14 protein-coding genes are annotated in these 19,561 nt (G+C 71.2%); 9 read left to right on the top strand and 5 right to left on the bottom strand.

The annotated features are described in order from the left end of the window. The first annotated feature begins 3 nt into the window (after positions 1 to 3). From ACQF4J_RS22410 to ACQF4J_RS22380, 7 genes are all read left to right on the top strand, one after another. On the top strand, positions 4 to 1,083 hold the full coding sequence (locus ACQF4J_RS22410; RefSeq protein ID WP_427166658.1) for an alpha/beta hydrolase: 1,080 nt from the start codon (positions 4 to 6) through the stop codon (positions 1,081 to 1,083). Continuing rightward, entirely contained in the window at positions 1,076 to 2,290 is a 1,215-nt protein-coding gene (locus tag ACQF4J_RS22405; protein ID WP_427166656.1) for an acyltransferase family protein, read from the top strand. Before ACQF4J_RS22410 ends, ACQF4J_RS22405 begins: the two co-directional genes overlap by 8 nt. Then, positions 2,283 to 3,668 carry a histidine kinase gene (locus ACQF4J_RS22400; protein WP_427166654.1) on the top strand — a complete coding sequence of 462 codons (1,386 nt, stop codon included), beginning with the start codon at positions 2,283 to 2,285 and terminating at the stop codon, positions 3,666 to 3,668. The genes ACQF4J_RS22405 and ACQF4J_RS22400 overlap by 8 nt, the downstream gene beginning before the upstream one ends. Next, positions 3,665 to 4,339, top strand: coding sequence for a response regulator (locus tag ACQF4J_RS22395; RefSeq protein ID WP_427166653.1), 675 nt, complete (start codon positions 3,665 to 3,667; stop codon positions 4,337 to 4,339). Before ACQF4J_RS22400 ends, ACQF4J_RS22395 begins: the two co-directional genes overlap by 4 nt. 96 nt (positions 4,340 to 4,435) lie before the next feature. After that, on the top strand, positions 4,436 to 5,818 hold the full coding sequence (locus ACQF4J_RS22390) for a sensor histidine kinase (RefSeq protein WP_427166651.1): 1,383 nt from the start codon (positions 4,436 to 4,438) through the stop codon (positions 5,816 to 5,818). Then, positions 5,815 to 6,480, top strand: a complete 666-nt coding sequence (locus tag ACQF4J_RS22385; RefSeq protein WP_351570887.1) for a response regulator transcription factor — start codon at positions 5,815 to 5,817, stop codon at positions 6,478 to 6,480. Before ACQF4J_RS22390 ends, ACQF4J_RS22385 begins: the two co-directional genes overlap by 4 nt. A gap of 49 nt (positions 6,481 to 6,529) precedes the next feature. Next, complete coding sequence (locus ACQF4J_RS22380) at positions 6,530 to 7,735, top strand: cytochrome P450 (protein ID WP_427166650.1); 1,206 nt, start codon at positions 6,530 to 6,532, stop codon at positions 7,733 to 7,735. A gap of 44 nt (positions 7,736 to 7,779) precedes the next feature. Here the strand turns inward: ACQF4J_RS22380 and ACQF4J_RS22375 are convergent, their stop codons facing one another. Next, positions 7,780 to 9,348: an ABC transporter permease gene (locus tag ACQF4J_RS22375; protein ID WP_351801426.1), complete on the bottom strand. Its 1,569-nt coding sequence runs from the start codon at positions 9,346 to 9,348 to the stop codon at positions 7,780 to 7,782. Next, positions 9,345 to 10,244: an ABC transporter ATP-binding protein gene (locus tag ACQF4J_RS22370; protein ID WP_351570896.1), complete on the bottom strand. Its 900-nt coding sequence runs from the start codon at positions 10,242 to 10,244 to the stop codon at positions 9,345 to 9,347. The genes ACQF4J_RS22375 and ACQF4J_RS22370 overlap by 4 nt, the downstream gene beginning before the upstream one ends. A gap of 74 nt (positions 10,245 to 10,318) precedes the next feature. On the opposite strand from ACQF4J_RS22370, the gene ACQF4J_RS22365 reads away from it, so the two are divergent. After that, on the top strand, positions 10,319 to 10,816 hold the full coding sequence (locus ACQF4J_RS22365) for a GbsR/MarR family transcriptional regulator (RefSeq protein ID WP_351570899.1): 498 nt from the start codon (positions 10,319 to 10,321) through the stop codon (positions 10,814 to 10,816). A 20-nt stretch (positions 10,817 to 10,836) separates the two neighbouring features. On the opposite strand, the gene ACQF4J_RS22360 is transcribed toward ACQF4J_RS22365, so the two are convergent. Further along, positions 10,837 to 12,348, bottom strand: a complete 1,512-nt coding sequence (locus ACQF4J_RS22360; RefSeq protein WP_427166648.1) for an APC family permease — start codon at positions 12,346 to 12,348, stop codon at positions 10,837 to 10,839. Positions 12,349 to 12,485: 137 nt separating this feature from the next. Beyond that, the gene (locus ACQF4J_RS22355; protein ID WP_351570905.1) at positions 12,486 to 13,331 is read right to left on the bottom strand and encodes a diacylglycerol kinase family protein; all 846 of its coding nucleotides are present in this window, start codon (positions 13,329 to 13,331) and stop codon (positions 12,486 to 12,488) included. A 195-nt stretch (positions 13,332 to 13,526) separates the two neighbouring features. Between ACQF4J_RS22355 and ACQF4J_RS22350 the strand changes: the two genes are divergently transcribed. Then, a complete protein-coding gene (locus ACQF4J_RS22350; protein WP_351570908.1) occupies positions 13,527 to 14,810 on the top strand; it encodes an adenylosuccinate synthase in 1,284 nt (427 codons plus the stop codon). A 64-nt stretch (positions 14,811 to 14,874) separates the two neighbouring features. Here the strand turns inward: ACQF4J_RS22350 and ACQF4J_RS22345 are convergent, their stop codons facing one another. After that, complete coding sequence (locus tag ACQF4J_RS22345; protein ID WP_427166647.1) at positions 14,875 to 19,335, bottom strand: LamG-like jellyroll fold domain-containing protein; 4,461 nt, start codon at positions 19,333 to 19,335, stop codon at positions 14,875 to 14,877. Positions 19,336 to 19,561: the final 226 nt, after the last annotated feature.

Raw genomic sequence — 19,561 nt, 5'->3', positions numbered from 1 at the left:
GTCATGGGGCGGGGAACGGGGGCCGGGGCGGCGGTGGCCGTACCAAGTGTGCGGACACCGGCGCCGCCCACGGCGGGACGGGCGAGCGAGAACGACACCCCTCGGGCCCCACGCCGCCGCAGGCACCGCCGGCGCCGTACCGCGCTGGCCGCCCTCATCGCCGCCGCCGTGGTTCTTCCCCTCACCGGTGCCACCAGGCCGGCCATCCCCGCTCCGCCTCCCGCCTCGCTGGCTCCCCTCACCCCCTCCACCCTCGACGCGGCCTACGCGGCCAACCGTGCCGACGCCGCGGAGGCGTCCCGGATGGCCGCCGCCCACGGCGACTCCACGCGTGCCGCCGCCGACCACGCCATGGCCGGCCCCTCCCGCCGGCTCCTCGCCTTCGACGGCAGGGGCGAGGGCCGGGCCACCGAGGTGTTCGGCGACCTTGCACACGCCTCGCGCGTCGCCGTGCTGGTCCCGGGCTCCGACACCTCCCTCGACACCTGGGCCCGCTTCCGCGCCACCGCCGTCGCCCTCCGTCAGCGCCTGCTGCGCGAGGCCCCGCACGGCACCGGCACGGCCGTCGTGGCCTGGCTCGGCTACACGACTCCCGCCATGGTCAGCACGACCGTCCTGACCACGGCCCGCGCCGACCGGGCCGCCCCGCGCCTGCGTGACTTCCTCGCCGAACTGCACACCCTGACCCGCCCGGACACGAGGGTCTCCCTGCTCTGCCACTCCTACGGCACGGTCGTCTGCGGCCGCTCGGCCGCCCGGCTCTCCGGCCTCGGCGTGAGCGACATCGTCCTCGTCGGCAGCCCCGGCACCGGCGTCGGCTCGGCCGCGGACCTGCACACGGGCGCCCGCGTCTGGGCGGCCCGCGGCACCGACGACTGGATCGCCGAGGTCCCGCACATACGCACCGACTTCTTCGGCACGACCGTCGGCTTCGGCACCGATCCCGTCTCCCCGGCCTTCGGCGCCCGCGTCTTCGCGGCGGGCAGCGGCGGCCACAGCGACTACTTCCGACCGGGCTCGGTGTCCCTGGCCAACCTCGCCCGGATCGTCCTCGGCGAGACGCGCGAGGTGTCCCATGCGTGAGCCGACAACGCACGGCACCTGGGACGGCATACGGCGCGCCGCCCACCGAGTGGACGCCGCCACCCCGGCCGACCGGGACCGGGCCGTGGACGCCCTGCGCGCCTTCGCGATCCTCGGCGTGGTCCTGGGCCACTGGCTGGTCACCGCGCTGTTGGCGGACGGCGGCAACCTGCACACCGCCAGCCCGCTGCAGCACATGCCCCGGCTGGCCCCGATCTCCTGGGCCTTCCAGACCCTCGCCGTGTTCTTCCTGGTCGGCGGCCATGTCGCGACCCGCGGCTACACCGCGGCCCGAGCCAGGGGCGTGCCGTACCGGACCTGGCTGACGACCCGGCTGTCCCGCCTGTTCAAACCCGTCGCCGCCGTCCTCGCCCTGTGGACGGTCGTCACCGTGGCCCTCCTCGCCTCCGGCACCGACTACGCCACGGTCCGCACCCTCGTGAAACTGGCCCTGTCCCCGCTCTGGTTCCTCGTCGTCTTCGCCGCGCTGACGGCGGCCACCCCGCTCGTCACCCGGCTCAACCCCCTGTGGCCGCTGGCCGTCGTCCTCCATGTGGACCTTCTCCGCTTCGGCCTCGGCGCCCCGCAGAGCCTGGGCTGGGTGAACCTGGCGGCCGGCTGGCTGGTGCCCTACACCCTGGGCGCGGCCTGGGCCCGCGGTGAACTGGACCGTCCCCGCGCCGGCTGGGTGCTGCTCCTCGGCGGGGCGGCGGCCACGGCCGGGCTGGTGCTGTGGGCGGGCTACCCGGCCTCGATGGTCGGCGTCCCCGGCGCGTCCGTCTCCAACCTCGACCCGCCCACGCTGGCCGCCGTCACCTTCGGCCTGGCCCAGTGCGGCCTCGCCCTGCTCCTGCGCGACCGGCTGCGCCGTGCGCTGCGCCGCCCGCTGGCATGGGCGGCCGTGGCCCTCGTGAACCTCTCCGCCATGACGATCTTCCTCTGGCATCAGACGGCCATGATGGCGACCACCGCGACCGGCCTCCTCGCGGGCCGCCTGCCCGGCCTGCACACGCGCCCCGACGACCTCGTCTGGGTGGCGTACCGCCTGACCTGGCTGCCGGTCTTCGCCCTGGCCCTCACGGTCTGCTGGACGGCGTTCCGCACCTACGAACACGGCCGGCCCGCCGAGGGCGGACGCTCACGGGTGGTCCGGACCGGGCACGGACCGGCCGAACGGCCGAGGACGGCGGGGCCGCGCCGTGTCTAGGGTGGTCCGCGTGACGGGGACGGGGCCGGGCATCCGGCGGGTGCTGGGCGAGCGGGTGCCGCTCTGGCTGCGGGTGCTGCGCGAGGACCTGTGGACCCTGCGGGCCGACCCGCTGCCACGCTCCTCGCGGCTGCGCCGGATACCGCACACGGTGCTGTGCCTGGCCGCGTTCGGTGTCGCGCTCGGCGGGGTGGCACAGCTTCGGGACAACGGGCATCTGGGCACCGGAACCGCCTTCCCGATCGCGCTGGCGCAGGGCGGCGCGGTGGTCCTCGCCCTCAGGCGGCCGATCCCGGCGTGGTGGCTGTCGACGGGCGCCACCCTGGTCGGCGCCCTCCTCCTGCACGGCCGACTGAGCATGCCACCGGCGATGCCGTTCACCTGGCCCTGGACCACGGCCGGGATCATCGCGCAGGCGATCGTGATGCTGCTGCTCGCCCTGCGCGTCCCCACCCGTGTCTCCGCCGAGGCGCTGACTCTCACCGCCCTGATCACCTATGCCCTCGAGGGCGTGTGGGGCGCCGCCCACTACCAGGAGACCGGGGTCGTCGCCGTCGCCCTGTCGGCGATCGTGTGGGCGCTCGGCAGCGCACTGCGCGGCCGTCGCGAGGCCCGGGCGGAACTCGGCCGGCAGGCCACGCTCGCCACCGAGGAGCGGGCACGGCGCACGCTGCTGGAGGAGCGCAGCCGCATCGCGCGCGAGCTGCACGACGTGGTCGCCCATCACATGTCCGTCATCTCCATCCAGGCCCAGGTCGCCCCGCACCTCGTCCAGGACCCGCCCGCGGAGCTCCGGGAGAACCTGGAGGGCATCCGGAACAACGCGCTGGAGGCGCTGACCGAACTGCGCCGGGTGCTGGGCGTGCTGCGCTCGGAGGACGGCGACACCGACGCCCTCGACCGGGCCGGCACCGACCCGCACAGCCCCCAGCCCACCCTGGACCGGCTCGACGCCCTGGTCGAGAACACCCGGGCGGCCGGGCTCAGCGTGACCACGCGGATCGTCGGCGAGCGACGGCCGCTGCCGTCCGGCGTGGAGCTGTCGGCGTACCGGATCGTGCAGGAGGCGCTGAGCAACGTACTGCGCCACGCGCCCGGCGCGACGGCGAGCGTCGAGATCGCCTACGTGCCCTACGGACTGCGGGTGGAGATCCTCAACTCGCCTTCGAGCAGACCCGTCTCCCAGTCGCCGGGCGCGGGGCACGGGCTGCTCGGCATGCGGGAGCGGGCCGGAATGCTGGGCGGCCACCTCCAGGCGGGCGCCCGGCCGGGCGGCGGCTACCAGATCTCCGCGTTCCTCCCGGTCACGGCGCCCGCCGAGGCCGCGGGACCCGTCGACGCCGACGACACCTCCGACGTGAAGGACCACACCGCATGACGAGCAGCCCGATCCGTGTACTGATCGCCGACGACCAGCAGATGGTCCGGCAGGGCTTCACCGTGCTGCTCAACACCCAGCCCGACATCGACGTCGTCGGGCAAGCGGTGGACGGCGCGGACGCCGTCACCAAGGTCGCCGAGCTCGCCCCGGACGTCGTCCTGATGGACATCCGCATGCCCGAGCTGAACGGCATCGAGGCCACCCGCCGCATCGCCTTCGAGCTGCCGCACATCAAGGTGCTGGTGCTCACCACCTTCGACCTCGACGAGTACGTGTACGAGGCGTTGCGGGCGGGCGCGTCGGGGTTCCTGCTGAAGGACGCCTCGGCGGACAAGCTGGCCGAGGCGGTCCGCGTGGTGGCCGCCGGCGACGCGCTGCTCGCGCCCGGCATCACCCGCCGGCTGATCGCCGAGTTCTCCCGCCTGGGCGACCGGCCCAGGGCCCCGCTGAAGGTGCGCGTCGGCGATCTCACCGAGCGCGAGACGGAGGTCCTCGCGCTGATCGCGCAGGGCCTGTCGAACGCGGAGATCGCCGAGCGGCTGGTCGTCGCGGAGCAGACCGTGAAGACCCATGTGGGCCGCATCCTGGTGAAGCTGGGCCTCAGGGACCGGACGCAGGCGGCGGTGTTCGCGTACGAGTCGGGTCTGGTCAGGCCGTCCGGGTACTGACGTCCGCGCCCCGTACCCGTAGTACTTCAGGTGGACGCCGAAGGACCGTTCTCACAGGGGACGACCCCGGACCGGGCCTGCGCCTACGGTTTCCATGTGACCGAGAAGACCCAGAGGCAGTCGGAGCCGACGAGGCTGATGGAGCCGTCGGACGCCGCGTACGAGCCGTACAAGCCGCGCAGCCCGGAGTTCCGGGCCGCCATGGACGCGCTGCAAGGCCTGCGGCAGGACCTGTTCCACGACGCCTTCGCCTACCGTCCGCTGCCCCGTATGAGCGTCGACGGCCCGCTCACCCGGCGGATGAGGGGCAGGATGCGGGAGTACGCGACCTGGCGGGCGCACGCCCTGATCGTCGCGCTCGGACTTCTCGCGATGCTGATCGCCTCGAACAGCGCCATGATCGGCGCGGGTGACAACTTCGTCCTCGGCCTGCTCGCGCTGGTCCCGGTCCTGCTGACCATGGTGCGGCCGGTCGGCGCGTTCTGGCTGTCGATGGCCGCGACGCCTCTGGCCGGCGTGATCGGCGGCGGCTGGGACGCCGAGTGGCCGTGGCTGCCCGGGAGCTTCGCCTGTCACCTGTTCGTCCTCACGATCGTGGCCGTCCGCACCCGGCCGCGCACCGCGGCGTGGATGTGGGTGCTGACCGCGGTGTACGGCATCGTGGTGGAGAACTTCTTCGGCTGGGGGCACTCCGGCTTCGGCACGAACTCCGTCCCGATGGTGTTCTTCGCGGCCCTCGCTCTCCTCGCCGTCACCGTCTGGCACATCCGCCGCGACGCCCGCCAGGAGGTGACCGCGCAGCAGACGGTGACCGCGCACGAGCGGTCCCGGCGCACCCTGCTGGAGGAGCGCACGACGATCGCCCGCGAGCTGCACGACGTGGTCGCGCACCACATGTCGGTCGTCGCCATTCAGGCGGAGGCGGCCCCCTACCGGGTGGAGAACCCGCCGCCGGAGCTGGAGAAGGCGTTCGCCACGATCCGGGAGAACGCGGTGGCGGCCCTGACCGAACTGCGCCGGGTGCTGGGCGTGGTCCGCGCCGAGGACTACGAGGCGCCGGACGCCCCGCAGCCCACGCTCGCCGACCTGGACGCGCTGCTCGCCAACGTCCGTGAGACGGGCCTGCGCGTGGACCGGACGACGACCGGGGCGATACGCGAACTCCCGCAGGGCGTCGAGCTGTCGGCGTACCGGATCGTCCAGGAGGCGCTGAGCAACACCCTGCGTCACGCGCCGGGCGCCACCGCCAAGGTGGAGGTGTCCTACGTCCTCGGCGGTCTCGGCCTGCGCATAGTCAACGACCCGCCTCCGGAGCCGTCGGCGGTGAAACCGTCGCCCGGTGCCGGTCACGGCATCACGGGGATGCGCGAACGCGTCACCATGCTCAACGGCGAGATGACGGCGGGCCGGACGGACGAGGGAGGATACGAGGTGACGGTGTTCCTGCCGGTCGCCGGAGTGAGTGAAGGAGAGGCATGACGATCCGCGTACTGATCGCGGACGACCAGATGATGGTGCGCGAAGGTTTCTCGGTGCTCCTCAACGCGATGCCGGACATCGAGGTCGTCGGCGAGGCGGTCAACGGCCGCGAGGCGGTCGACCGCGTCCGCGAACTCACGCCCGACGTCGTCCTGATGGACATCCGCATGCCCGAGATGAACGGCATCGAGGCGACCCGCGAGATCGTGGCGGCCAACAGCACGTCGAAGGTCCTGGTGCTGACCACCTTCGACCTCGACGAGTACGTCTACCAGGCCCTGCGCGCCGGCGCCTCGGGCTTCCTGCTCAAGGACGCCTCGGCCCGCCAACTGGCCGACGGTGTCCGGGTGGTGGCGTCCGGGGAGGCCCTCCTCGCCCCCACGGTCACCAAACGCCTGATCACGGAGTTCTCCAAACTCTCCCAGGCCCCCCGCGTCATGCAGTCCGCCCACCAGGCCTACGGCGACCTCACCGAACGCGAGACGGAGGTCCTGGTCCTCATCGCCCAGGGCCTGTCCAACGCCGAGATCGCCGAGCGCCTGGTGGTGGCCGAGTCGACGATCAAGACCCACGTCAGCAGAATCCTGGTGAAGCTGGGCCTGCGGGACCGGACCCAGGCGGCGGTGTTCGCATACGAGGCACGCCTGGTGACACCGGGTTGAGGCGGAACACCCCTGGTCAGAGCCCGGTGTGCCGGGTTAGCGTCCCCGCATGGCTGCCTTCGACCCGTGGGACGCGGCGTTTCTCGCCGACCCCTACCCCGCCTATGCCGAGCTGCGTGCCACCGGGCGCGTGCACTACTTCGAGGCCACCGACCAGTGGCTGGTGCCGCACCACGCGGACGTCTCGGCGCTGCTGCGGGAGCGCCGACTCGGGCGGACGTATCTGCACCGGTTCGACCACGAGGACTTCGGTCGGACCGCGCCGCCGCCCGAGCACGAGCCGTTCCACACGCTCAACGACCACGGCATGCTCGACCTGGAGCCGCCGGACCACACCAGGATCCGGCGGCTGGTGTCGAAGGCGTTCACGCCGAGGACCGTCGAGCGGCTGAAGCCCTATGTCGGCGACCTCGCCGGTCGGCTCGTGGACCGGCTCGTCGAGGAGGGCGGCGGTGATCTCCTCACGGACGTCGCCGAGCCGCTCCCCGTCGCCGTCATCGCCGAGATGCTGGGCATCCCGGAGGCGGACCGGGCCCCGCTCAGGCCCTGGTCGGCGGACATCTGCGGGATGTACGAGCTGAACCCGTCCGAGGAGACGGCACGCAAGGCCGTACAGGCGTCCGTGGAGTTCTCGGACTACCTGCGCGAGCTCATCGCCGAGCGGCGCAGGGAGCCCGGCGACGACCTGATCTCCGGGCTCATCGCCGCCCACGACGAGGGCGACCGGCTGACCGAGCAGGAGATGATCTCCACAGCCGTGCTGCTGCTGAACGCCGGGCACGAGGCGACCGTCAACGCCACGGTCAACGGCTGGTACGCCCTCTTCCGCAACCCGGGGCAACTGGCCGCCCTGCGCGCCGACCACTCGCTCGTGCCGACCGCCGTGGAAGAGCTCATGCGCTACGACACCCCGCTGCAGCTCTTCGAGCGCTGGGTCCTGGACGACATCGAGATCGACGGCACCGTGATCCCCAGGGGGGCCGAGATCGCCATGCTCTTCGGGTCGGCCAACCACGACCCGGAGGTTTTCCGGGACCCCGAGCGGCTCGATCTGACCCGCGCGGACAACCCGCACATCTCGTTCTCCGCCGGCATCCACTACTGCATCGGCGCCCCGCTCGCCCGCATCGAACTGGCCGCCTCCATGACGGCCCTGCTGCGGAAGGCCCCGACCCTCAGCCTCACCGAGGAGCCGAAACGAAAGCCGAACTTCGTGATCCGCGGCCTGGAGGGGCTCAGCGTCCACGTGGGGTGATCACCCCGTTCGGGAGCAGGCTGAGCGGCCGCCGGAGGGTTGCGTCAGGTCGTCAGGTCCCGGCGGCGCAGTCCCGTGAGGCCCGTGGCGACCAGTGCCACGGCCAGCGCCAGCAGCACCAGTACCGGCCCCCACTCCATCCCCCCGCCGGGCAGCTTGGGCAGGTGCCCGAAGGGGGAGAGGTCGAGCACCGCCTGCGGCGCGTCCAGCGCGGGGCCGATCCAGCCGATGAGCAGCACGGCGCCCGCCACGCCCCAGGCCGCCGTCGCCGCCCGGGGCAGCACCCCGTACAGCAGCACCGCCAGCCCGCCGATCACCCACACCGCGGGAAGCTGCACCAGGCAGGCCCCCAGGATCGGCCCGGCCTCCCTGCCGTAGCCGACGACGAAGCCGAGGCCGGTCAGGAGCATGAGCAGGACCGAGCCGCCGAAGGCGACGACGAGGTGGCCGGTCGCCCAGCGCAGCCGGCCCACGGGGTTCGCCAGCACCGGTTCCGCCCGGCCGGAGGTCTCCTCGCCGTACAGGCGCAGCACGCTGCCGACGATGTACAGCGCCGCGACCAGGCCCATCATGCCGACCATCGCCGCCAGGAACGCGTTCGTCAGCGCGCTCTGGCCGCCCATCCGCTCGAAGATCTTCCGCGCGTTCTCGTTGTCGCCGACGATGTCGGCCACGCCGTCCGTGAGGCCGCCGTAGACGACTCCCACGACGAAGAAGGCGATCGACCAGCCCAGCACGCTGCCCCGCTGCAACCGCCAGGCCAGCGCGCCGGCCGTGCCCAGGCGGCCGACCGACGGTCCGGGCCGGGTGGGCAGGAAGCTCATGCCGACGTCCCGGCGGCCCGCGAGCCCGTAGGCGACGGCCGCCTGGAGCGCGATCGCCGCCGCGAACAGCAGCAGTACCCACCAGCGTTCGCCGGCGTACGCGCGCAGGTTCTCCAGCCAGCCCAGCGGGGACAGCCACGTCCACACCGACGAGCCGTCGGTCGTCGCCGAGTCGCCCGCCGCGCGCAGCACGAAGGCCGCGCCGAGCACGCCCGCGGTCAGGCCGCGCGCCAGCCGTGCGCTCTCCGTCAGCTGGGCGACGATCGCCGCGGCCGTCGCGAAGACCATGCCGACGGCCGCCAGTCCGAGCCCGAAGGCCAGCGCGCCCACGGCTCCCTGGCCCGCCAGGCCGGCCACGACCAGCAGCGCCAGCACGGCGTTCGCCACCGCCGCCGCGAGCAGGGCCGCCGTCAGGGAGGCCCGGCGGCCCACCGCGCCGGAGGAGATGAGCTCCTGACGCCCGCTCTCCTCCTCGTCGCGGGTGTGGCGTACGACGACCAGCAGGCTGGTGATCGCGGCGAGCACCCCGGCGTAGACGCCGACCCGCCAGGCCGTCAGGGCGCCGACGGAGTCGTCGAAGACGGGGCCGATCAGGGCGCGGAAGGAGGCGTTGGTGGCGACCTGGTGGATCAGGTCGGCGCGTTCGGCGGGGGTGCCGTAGAGGGTCCTGAGCGTGTTCGGCATCGAGAGGACCATCAGGGTGTTGACCGCCACCCACACCGGGATCATCAGCCGGTCGCGGCGCAGGTTGAAGCGCAGGAGGATCCGGGTGCCCACGAGGGACGTCATCGCGCCGCCACCTCGTCGTCCTGGTAGTGGCGCAGGAACAGCTCCTCCAGCGTGGGCGGGGTGGAGGTCAGCGAGCGGACGCCGGACTCGCTCAACTGCCGCAGTACGGCGTCGAGTTTGTCGGTGTCGACCTGTAGGCGTACCCGCCGGCCCTGGACGTCGAGGTCGTGGACGCCCGGCAGGCGCGACAACCCGTTGGGGGCGCCGGCCAGTTCGGCGGTCACGCTGGTCCGTGTCAGGTGGCGCAGGTCGGCCAGCGAACCGCTCTCCACGGTCCGGCCCTTGCGGATGATGCTCACCCGGTCGCAGAGCTCCTCGACCTCGCTGAGGATGTGCGACGACAGCAGGACGGTCCGGCCCCTGGCCCGCTCCTCCTCCACGCAGCGCTGGAAGACCTCCTCCATCAGGGGGTCCAGGCCCGAGGTCGGCTCGTCCAGGATCAGCAGGTCCACGTCCGAGGCGAAGGCGGCGACCAGGGCGACCTTCTGCCGGTTGCCCTTGGAGTAGGTGCGGCCCTTCTTGGTGGGGTCCAGCTCGAAGCGCTCGATCAGGTCGGCGCGGCGGGTGGCGTCCAGCCCGCCGCGGAGGCGGCCGTAGAGGTCGATGACCTCGCCGCCCGACAGGTTGCGCCACAGGGTCACGTCCCCGGGGACGTACGCGATCCGGCGGTGCACCTCCACCGCGTCCTTCCACGGGTCGCGGCCCAGCACCTGGGCGGCGCCGGAGTCGGCGCGCAGCAGGCCCAGCAGGACGCGGATGGTGGTGGACTTGCCGGCGCCGTTCGGGCCGAGGAAGCCGTGCACCTCGCCGGTCTCCACGTCGAGGTCCAGGCCGTCCAGGGCGTGGGTACGGCCGAAGGACTTGTGGAGCCCGGCGACCGTGATTGCCTTCGTCATGCTTCAGAACGTACGCTTCTTTCAGAAATTTGTGAAGATAAGGAAGTGTATGAAGCCCGGTTAGAGTGGTGGTCATGACTGACGAGGCGGGGCGGGACCAGGAAGCGGTCTCGAAGTTCGTGGAGAGCTTCGCGGCGCAGCTCGTCGAGGCCGGGATGCAGCGCATGCCCGCACGGATCTTCGCCGCGCTCCTCTCCTCCGACGAGGGGGCGATGACCTCGGCGGAGCTGGGGGAGCAGCTGCGGATCAGCCCGGCGGCGGTCTCCGGCGGGGTGCGGTACCTGGCCCAGCAGCACATGGTGTCCCGGGAGCGCGAGCCCGGCTCGCGGCGGGAGCGCTACCGGGTGCACAGCAACCAGTGGTACGAGGCGCTGACCAACCGCGAAGCCGTCATCAAACGCTGGGAGGGCGCCCTGCGGGAAGGCGTCGGCAGCCTCGGCGCCGACACCCCGGCGGGCCGCCGCATGGCCGAGACGCTCGCCTTCTTCGAGTTCGTCGACGACGAGATCGCGGCCATGATGGAACGCTGGCGGGTCCACCGCGAGGAACTCTTCGGAGGCTCCGGGGCATAGGGCGTGTTTCGCCGTGTGCCCTAGCGCTCCCTCGTCTCCTCCAGCACCGTCCGGCCCAGCAGCGCGTACCGCTCGGGGGACCGGTGCTTGAGGTACTGGGCGTAGCCGACGCCCGTCGCCGCGACCAGGGCGACCAGCCAGGGCGTCGCCCTCAGCAGCAGTGAGCCGGACTCCGCGCCCGCCGCCACGCCCATGTTGGACACCAGCAGGACGACCACGGCGAGCATCGCGATGCCGCCGACGAGCGGGGCGGCGAAGGTCCTGAACCAGTGCCGGCTCTCGGGGTGGTTGCGGCGGAAGTAGACCAGCACGGCGAAGGAGCACACCGCCTGCACGACGAGGATCGCCATCGTGCCGAGGATGGCGAGCAGGACGTAGAGGGCGTTGTACGGGTCCTTGCCCGCCGCCCAGAACGCGCCGATCAGAGCGGCGGAGACGGCTGTCTGCACCAGGCCCGCGAGGTGCGGGGAGCCGTGCCGGGCGTGGGTGCGGCCGACGGTGTTCTTCAGTGACGGCAGGACGCCCTCGCGGCCCAGCGCGTACATGTAGCGGGCGGCGCAGTTGTGGAAGGCCATGCCGCAGGCCAGCGAGCCGGTGATCATCAGCCACTGCATGACGACGACCGCCCAGTGGCCGACGTAGTGCTCGGTCGGGTCGAAGAAGAGCGCGAGGGGGTTGGCGGAGGAGGCGGCCTTCACGGCCTGTGTCTCGCCGTTGCCGATGATGGCCATCCAGGAGACGAAGACGTAGAAGACACCGACGCCGAGGACGCTGATCATCGTCGCCTTGGGGATGATCCTCTTGGGGTCGCGGGACTCCTCGCCGTACATCGCCGTCGACTCGAAGCCGACCCAGGACCAGAAGGCGAAGAACAGGCCGAGACCGGCGCTGGTGCCCTTGAAGGCGTTGACCGGGTTCACCGGGCCGAAGGTGAAGCCGTGCGGGCCGCCGCCGTGCAGGGCGACGGAGACCGCCATCGCGGCGAGGACGGTCACCTCGGTGCCCAGGAGCACGACGAGCAGTTTCTCGGCGACGCTGACGCCGAACCAGGTGCCGGTCGCGTTGATGGCGAGCATCAGGATCGCGAACGCCCACCACGGCACGTCGACGCCGGTCTGGTCCTTCAGGGTGGTGTTGGCGAAGACCGAGAAGATGCCGATCAGGGCGGGTTCGAAGACGACGTAGGCGAAGGTCGCGAGCAGGCCCGCCGCCAGGCCCGCGGTGCGTCCGAGGCCGTAGGAGATGAAGCCGTAGAAGGCTCCGGTGGAGGTGATGTGCTTCGCCATCGAGGTGAAGCCGACGGAAAAGATTGCCAGGACGACCATTGCGACGAGATAGCTAGCCGGGGCGCCGATGCCATTGCCCGACGACACCATGAAGGGCACGTTGCCGGTCATCGCGGTGATCGGGGCGGCGGTGGCGACGGCCATGAAGACCACGCCGAGCAGGCCGACCGCGTTGGGTTTGAGCCGGTGGACCGTACTCTCGCCGTCCGTCTTCGCCGCCGGGGTGACGCCCTCGTCCACTGCCATCGGGTAGGCCCCTCTCGATGTCCGTCCAGCGTGTGCCGTAACGGAACCCTCTCGCCCGAATGCGTCGGTCAAGAGTGTCGGGGCGTTAAATGTTTGTCAACCAGACCTTTAGAACCCGGGTGGTGACCCGTCTTTCCTCACCGCTCCGGCAGGGTGAGCCCCCAGGCCCCCTCCCAGACCGTCCACGTCCTCCTGCGTACCGGCCCGCACACCCCCGCGTCCGCCCGGTAGCGGAAGTCCGCCCCCGACACGCTCACGGTCCGTCCCTCGGCCCGTACCGGCGAGGCCTCCGCGCCCACCGACAGCGGCCGCACCTCGACCTCGGCCATCCCGCGGTCGCCCGGCACGACCGACACCGCCTCCACCGGCTGGTCCAGGTCGACGAGGGTCACACCGTCGACCTCGATGCGCAGGCGGGCGGCGCGGGGCGCGGGCGCCGGGGCCTCACGGGCCGGTACGAGGGTGCGCACCAGGGACTGGGCCGTGCGCAGCCACGGGCGCCCCACGGCCTCCTCCAGGGGCGTGTGCGCCTCGCTCAGCGGAGGGATCCGCAGCGCGCCCAGCACCACCCCGTCGCTGTCGTCCACCAGCAGGTCCATCCGCCGTACCGCCCCGTCGAGCACCGAGCGGGCCGCGGCCACCGCGCCCGTGGGCACCCCCAGCGAACGGGCCACCGACAGCGCGGCCCCCACCGGCACCATCGACAGCGCGCATCCGGCCAGCTCCCGCTGCCGGTGCAAAAGGGACACGGCCCGCACCAGGGCCCGGTCGTCGCCGACGACCACCGGTCGTCTCGACCCCCGCCGAGAGAGGGCCCGGGCGAACTCCTCCGGACCGTCCGGCAGGCAGACCTTTGTCTGCGCACCCGCGCTGAGCACGTCTTTCGCGATGCGTACCGACTCCCCGTCCGTCCGTCGGGCCACCGGATCGATGACCACCAGCAGCTGTTCGGAACTCGCCTCGGAAGTCGCGGAAGTCGCCACCTCGGTCCTGCCTCGCTTCCTCGGGTAGCATCTTTGTGCAAGAGCCCCTTGCGCTATTGCGCCAGGGGCTTCGTCTATTCCGGGGCATCCGGTCCGACGGTTTACGGCCAACGACGGCCATGGTGCACGCGGCGGTGAACCCTACGCGTACGCCCCTGACCTTGGACATGCCCCGCCCGGAAGGGGTGTACGCGCGTGCCCGCACTTGTGCTGCTCGGTGCTCAGTGGGGTGACGAAGGCAAGGGAAAGGCGACCGACCTGCTCGGTGGCTCGGTGGATTACGTCGTGCGGTACCAGGGCGGCAACAACGCCGGCCACACCGTCGTCGTGGGGGACCAGAAGTACGCCCTCCACCTGCTCCCTTCCGGAATCCTCTCGCCGGGGTGCACCCCGGTCATCGGCAATGGTGTCGTCGTCGATCCGTCGGTCCTGTTCTCCGAGCTGAACGGACTCAACGAGCGCGGCGTCGACACGTCCAAACTCCTCATCAGCGGTAACGCGCACATCATCACGCCGTACAACGTGACCGTCGACAAGGTCACGGAACGCTTCCTCGGCAAGCGGAAGATCGGTACGACGGGGCGCGGCATCGGACCGACCTACGCGGACAAGATCAACCGCGTCGGCATCCGTGTGCAGGACCTCTACGACGAGTCGATCCTCACCCAGAAGGTCGAGGCGGCCCTCGACGTCAAGAACCAGATGCTCACCAAGCTCTACAACCGGCGCGCGATCGCCGTCGACCAGGTGGTCGAGGAGCTGCTGGGCTACGCGGAGAAGCTCGCGCCCTACGTCGCCGACACGGTCCTGGTGCTCAACCAGGCCCTGGAGGACGACAAGGTCGTGCTGTTCGAGGGCGGCCAGGGCACGCTCCTCGACATCGACCACGGCACATATCCCTTCGTGACCTCGTCGAACCCGACGGCGGGCGGCGCCTGCACCGGTGCCGGCGTCGGTCCGACGAAGATCAGCCGGGTCATCGGCATCCTCAAGGCGTACACGACCCGCGTCGGCTCGGGCCCGTTCCCGACCGAGCTGTTCGACAAGGACGGCGAGGCGCTGCGCCGCATCGGCGGCGAGCGGGGTGTCACCACCGGCCGTGACCGCCGCTGCGGCTGGTTCGACGCGGTGATCGCCCGCTATGCCACCCGCGTCAACGGCCTGACCGACTTCTTCCTCACCAAGCTCGACGTCCTCACCGGCTGGGAGCAGATCCCCGTCTGCGTCGCCTACGAGATCGACGGCAAGCGCGTCGAGGAACTGCCGTACTCGCAGTCGGACTTCCACCACGCGAAGCCGGTCTACGAGACCCTCCCGGGCTGGTCCGAGGACATCACCAAGGCGAAGACCTTCTCCGACCTGCCGAAGAACGCCCAGAACTACGTCAAGGCGCTGGAGGAGATGTCCGGCGCCCCGATCTCCGCGATCGGCGTGGGCCCGGGCCGGACCGAGACGATCGAGATCAACTCGTTCCTCTGACACGACGACGCGCAGGAGCCGCCCCACCCGGGGCGACTCCTGCGCGCTGCTTGCCGGGGGCGACCTAGTCGAGCTGGGTGACCACAGCACTGCCGCCGGGTGCCGTCGCGGCTTCCGGGGGAAGCGCCGTCGGGTAGAGGCGGACGTCGCTCAGGCGGCCGTTGGCGTACTCGCCGTAGGAGCCCTGGAAGAGGCGGCGGCCGAGTTGGACGGGACCTGTGGCGCTCCAGCTCTCGCCGGCGTAGTCCTTGGTCGCGGACAGGCGGCCGTTCACGTAGAGGAGCAGCCGGCCGGCGTCGGCGTCGTAGACCCCGACGAGGTGGGTCCATCTGCCCGCCACGGCCTTGGCACCGTAGGCGGCGGTGAAGGCCGTGCTGGTGGTGTCGTCGTTGTGGCGGCCGAAGGCCCAGACCTGGGCTCCGGAGGAGTAGTAGAGCTGCAGGCCGTTGGCGGCGCCGACGGACGCGGCGTCGGACTGGGACACGAACGTCGAGTTGGCGCCAGAGAGGGAGTTCAGCTTGACCCACGCCGAGACAGTGAAGCTGCCGCTGGTGTCCACGCCGGGGCCGATGGTGGCCGCGTAGCCGGTGGTTCCGTTGAGGTTCAGGACCGTGCCGCGGTCGGTGTCGGCGGTCCAGGAGGCTCCGCCCGTCAGGTTGGCCGGTGTGTCGCCCGTGGGATCGGACGCCGAAGTTCCGGCGCCGTCGTCGAGCTTCCAGCGGTGTGTGGCGGTGTCGGTGACCGTGCCCAGGGAGACCGGATCGGCGAAGGCGGCGGTCTTCCCGGATGCGGTGGCGCCTGGGTATTCGGTCAGCCGGCCCGCGGTGTCGGTGGCGTAGAGATCGGGCTTGCCGTCCGGTCCGGCGTTGGCGCTGTTGACGTCGCCGGGGGAGGCGACGGTCGGGTAGTCCCGCTTGGGCAGGACCACGGACAGGGCCGTGGCGGGGTGCGTGTTCCAGCCCCCTGCGGCGCTGTTCGTCCAGTTCTGGGCGGCGGAGTTGTTGCAGGTGTAGAGGCGGACCTGGGTGCCGTTGGTCGTGCTGGCGCTCGGGTCGTCCACGCACTTGCCGGACTGCGGGTTGACCAGGCTGCCGGAGGTGCCCGTGGTCCACTTCTGGGAACCGCCGCCGTTGCACTTGTAGAGCTGGAGCAGCGTGCCGTTGTCCGTGCCGCCGTCGGTGGCGTCGAGGCACTTGCCGAGGACGCGCAGGGAGCCGTCGTCGTGCAGGACCCACTGCTGGGCCGGGCTGTTGTTGCAGGTGTGGATCTGGATCCTGGTGTGGTCGGCGGTGTGGGCGTTCGCGTCGTCCAGGCAGAGCGTGCCGCCGGAGGACGTCTTCACGGCGGACGTGAACGCGGTGCGGACCGGGGCGTGCAGCAGTTTGGGCAGCAGGGTGCCGCTGTCGACGTCGATCGGGAAGGTGTAGACGGCGCCCGTGGTGTCGTCGCGGGCCCACAATGTGGGGGTGCCGCCGGTGACCTTGCCGTTTCCGTCGTCGTCCACCGAGAAGGTGCCGCCGACGCGTCCGGGGGCGATCAGGCTCAGGCCGGACCAGTCGCCGTCGCCGAGTAGGAGCGGGTGGCCCAGGTGGTTGACGCCGTACGACTGGTACAGCCACAGCTTGTTGTTCTCCACCGTGATGACGGCGGGGTGGTCGGCGTTGCCGTAGACGTCTCCGTCGACGACGAGTTGGGAGATGTCCCAGGGCTTGGCCGGGTCGTAGCCCGCGTCCGTGCAGCGGGCGGCGGGCACGGTGTCGATGGCCTCGCAGTCGTCCTTGGTGACGACGTCGTAGCGGCGGCCGACGAAGCCGGGGAAGGTGGACCAGGGCGTGCGCGGGAAGGCGCTGTCGTCCTTCGGGTCGAGGTCGTTCTCCACGACGTACAGCTGCTGGGTCTTGCGGTTGTACGCGAGCAGGTCGTCGTGGGTGTCGCCGTGCAGGTTGCCTCGGTGGGCGACCAGGTAGTCCTTCCAGTCCCCGGTGGGTGCGCCCTTGGCGTTCGACACGATGACCGGGCCGGTGACGGCCTGCTCAGTGCCGTCGACCGGGCCGTCCTGCGCCGGTGCGGGGGCCTGGGCGGGGTCGCTGTCGCCGGGGATCAGCTCCAGGTCTCCGGTGCTGGTGGTGGCGAGAAGGTCGGGGCTGCCGTCGCCCGTGATGTCGCCGGGGGCGATCTTCGTCTTGGGGTTCCAGGGCGCGGTGAAGGTGTAACTGACCGGGTTCTGGGAGAGGTTGCCGGCCCGGTCGACCGCGGCGACGTACAGGGTGTGCACGCCCCAGTTGGTGACCGGGATCGTGACCGTGCCGGAGGCGGTGGAACCAGTGGTGGACGTCACCTTCGCCGAGTGGCCGGTGGTGGCGGTGGGCTGGCTGTCGAGCTGCCAGAGGAAGTGGTCGATGCCGCTGGCCTTGCAGCCCGCCGGGTCGCAGGTGTCGGCCGGCGTGTTGTCGGCGGCGGAGACGGCGAAGTCGGTGGTGACTCCGCTGCCGGCGTAGGTGTCGCCGGCCCTGCTGCCCACGGGCGGGAAGTGCGGGTTGTCGACGACCGCCGGGGTCTGCGGCGGGGTGAAGTCGGTGTCGAACCAGCAGTGGTCGCTGACGTCCGACTTCAGCTTGAGGGAGGAGTTGTCCTGGGCGTAGACGTCCCAGCCGTACTCGTGGCCGTCCTTGAGGGTGAAGCCGATCGGCGCGTCGGCGTCCGTGCCGGAGGCGACCATGCCGCTGTCCGGAGTGCCCTTGTCCACGGGATCGCCGGCGGAGTCGAGGTCGGTTCGGTCCCAGACGTGGTAGTGCGCCTCGGCATGCTCACCGGAGATGTGGGTGGTGACGGTGGAGTGCAGCTGAATGTTGCTGCCCGCGTCGCTGTACGTCGTCGCGCCGATCCAGCCGATGGCACCGCTGCCGGTGACGCAGTCGCCGTCGGCACCCAGGGGCTTGGGCGTGGTGCGCAGCTTGGTGGGGGTGTCCGGCGGGATGTCGAAGTTCGTGGTCAGGGCGAGAACCTGCGACATGCGCAGGTAGTCGTCGTTGGAGCTGCTCTTGGACTCGTTGCCGAACAGTCCGATGGTCCAGGTGCTCTTGTTGCCGTTGGCGATCCGCTGGACCTGTTTGTCGACGCGGAATGTGGCGGTGCTGTTGCTGCAGTTGCTGTTGCCGTTCGCACCGCTCGGCACGGTGGTCTTCACGGCCGGGTAGTCCTCGTCCTCAAGGGTGTCGGGTTGGTGGTTCCAGTCGGTGTTCTCGCTGATGGGGTTGGTGGTGTGCAGGGTGATCGGCTGGTCGTGGGAGCAGTCGACACTGGCCGCGAATGTGGTGCTCACCTTGACCTCGGCCTTGATGACGGTCATGGACGGGTCGAGACCGGCCGTGTTGACCGTGTAGTACGACCGTTCCAGGCCGACTCCACAGGCGCCGCCCCAGCGCTGGTATCCGACGCCCTCACCGTTGGTCTGAGGTTTGTTGTACTGCGGGGCGTCGGCACAGGCAGAGCTGGAGTACACCTCGTCGAAGGCGCCGGACTTGCTGGTGACCGGGTTCTCGAAGGGGTCGATGTAGACCGGGTAGTGCGTGTCCGGGCCGTCGAGGACCGAGGTGTCGGGGGCCAGGGTGAGGGAGTCGTCGGTCGTGGTCATCGGCACCTGGCCGACCTGGGCGCCGGGGCCGGGGCCGGCCGGGGAGGAGGCGGGGAAGGAGGGCGCCGGGTCGTCGGCGGCGGGGGAAGCCCGAACCAAGGACGCGGGTTCGACGGCCGTCGAGCCGCTCGTGGCCTTCAAGCCCGGCGGGGCCGCCGACGCCGTGGAGTCCGTCGTACTCGAATCCCACATCAGCGGCGGCGGACTCGTGTACGACACCGAGCCGTCGGAAGCCTTGGCCGTCATGCCGCCCGCCGTAGTGGGCGCCAGGTCCAGGCCGTTGGTGACCGTCGCCACCGCCAGCTTGCGCACCCGCGGATCGGCCGCGGCCTTCGCATCGTGCACGACCAGCACATCGCTGAATCCGCCCTGGTCCGTCACCGTCACCGACAGGTCGACGCCGGGCAGTACTGTGGCGTAGAGCGCCGTGTCACCGCTGACCTGCGGCGCGGGCAGCGCGAAGGGCATGGTCAGGCTCATGCTGTGCCCGGCCGGGTCGGTGAGCGTGGCCAGTGGCCCGCTGCCGCCGCCGGAGAGGCGTACGCCGCTGGGTGTGGCCCTGGGCGAGTACGTACCGTCCGAGCCCGCCACGAGCGTGCCGTCCACCGGTACCCAGTCACCGTTCTGCCGCACCCGCACCGGCAGCACGGACGACGTCGTGGTGAAGGAGCCGTCCGCCTCGGCGGTCACGGTGTCGGTCTCACTGGTCAGCGCGTCGACCGGTACTGGCGTACCGTCGGCGACCGCCTTGGCCTGGGCGGCGAGCAACGGGTCCGAGGTGTCGGCGGGTTCGTCGGCGGCGACGGCACCGGCCGGCACGGCCAGCGCGGTCAGCAGCATTGCGGCGAGTGCGGAAAAAACCGCCGGTCTGCGGGCGGATGACGGCAGCACGGAACAACTCCTTCGCACGACGGACAGGGCAGACACGAGATCTGCGACCATCCGCCGCCCGAAGAGCCTGCTGGACGGTGGTCAGTGCGTCAGCGACGGCGTACGGCGGTGATGTTCGCTCCCCCGGCACAGAACGTACACAGGAAATGCCAAAAACAATCACGTAATTGTCATGGCATTGGCAAAGAGTCTTGAGGTTCGTTCAACGTCGTTCCTAGCCTCCCAT

Source organism: Streptomyces sp. C1-1 (genome assembly GCF_050214755.1).
Taxonomy (GTDB): Bacteria; Actinomycetota; Actinomycetes; order Streptomycetales; family Streptomycetaceae; genus Streptomyces.
The sequence above is the reverse complement of the archived record's forward strand: the minus strand, read 5'-3'. Positions and strand labels throughout refer to the sequence as shown.

Excerpts from the sequence above, each read along its gene's own strand:
- ACQF4J_RS22410 (WP_427166658.1), top strand. The coding sequence starts at position 4 with ATGGGGCGGGGAACGGGGGCCGGGGCGGCGGTGGCCGTACCAAGTGTG.
- ACQF4J_RS22405 (WP_427166656.1), top strand. The coding sequence starts at position 1,076 with ATGCGTGAGCCGACAACGCACGGCACCTGGGACGGCATACGGCGCGCC.
- ACQF4J_RS22395 (WP_427166653.1), top strand. The coding sequence starts at position 3,665 with ATGACGAGCAGCCCGATCCGTGTACTGATCGCCGACGACCAGCAGATG.
- ACQF4J_RS22385 (WP_351570887.1), top strand. The coding sequence starts at position 5,815 with ATGACGATCCGCGTACTGATCGCGGACGACCAGATGATGGTGCGCGAA.
- ACQF4J_RS22380 (WP_427166650.1), top strand. The coding sequence starts at position 6,530 with ATGGCTGCCTTCGACCCGTGGGACGCGGCGTTTCTCGCCGACCCCTAC.
- ACQF4J_RS22375 (WP_351801426.1), bottom strand. The coding sequence starts at position 9,348 with ATGACGTCCCTCGTGGGCACCCGGATCCTCCTGCGCTTCAACCTGCGC.
- ACQF4J_RS22370 (WP_351570896.1), bottom strand. The coding sequence starts at position 10,244 with ATGACGAAGGCAATCACGGTCGCCGGGCTCCACAAGTCCTTCGGCCGT.
- ACQF4J_RS22365 (WP_351570899.1), top strand. The coding sequence starts at position 10,319 with ATGACTGACGAGGCGGGGCGGGACCAGGAAGCGGTCTCGAAGTTCGTG.
- ACQF4J_RS22360 (WP_427166648.1), bottom strand. The coding sequence starts at position 12,348 with ATGGCAGTGGACGAGGGCGTCACCCCGGCGGCGAAGACGGACGGCGAG.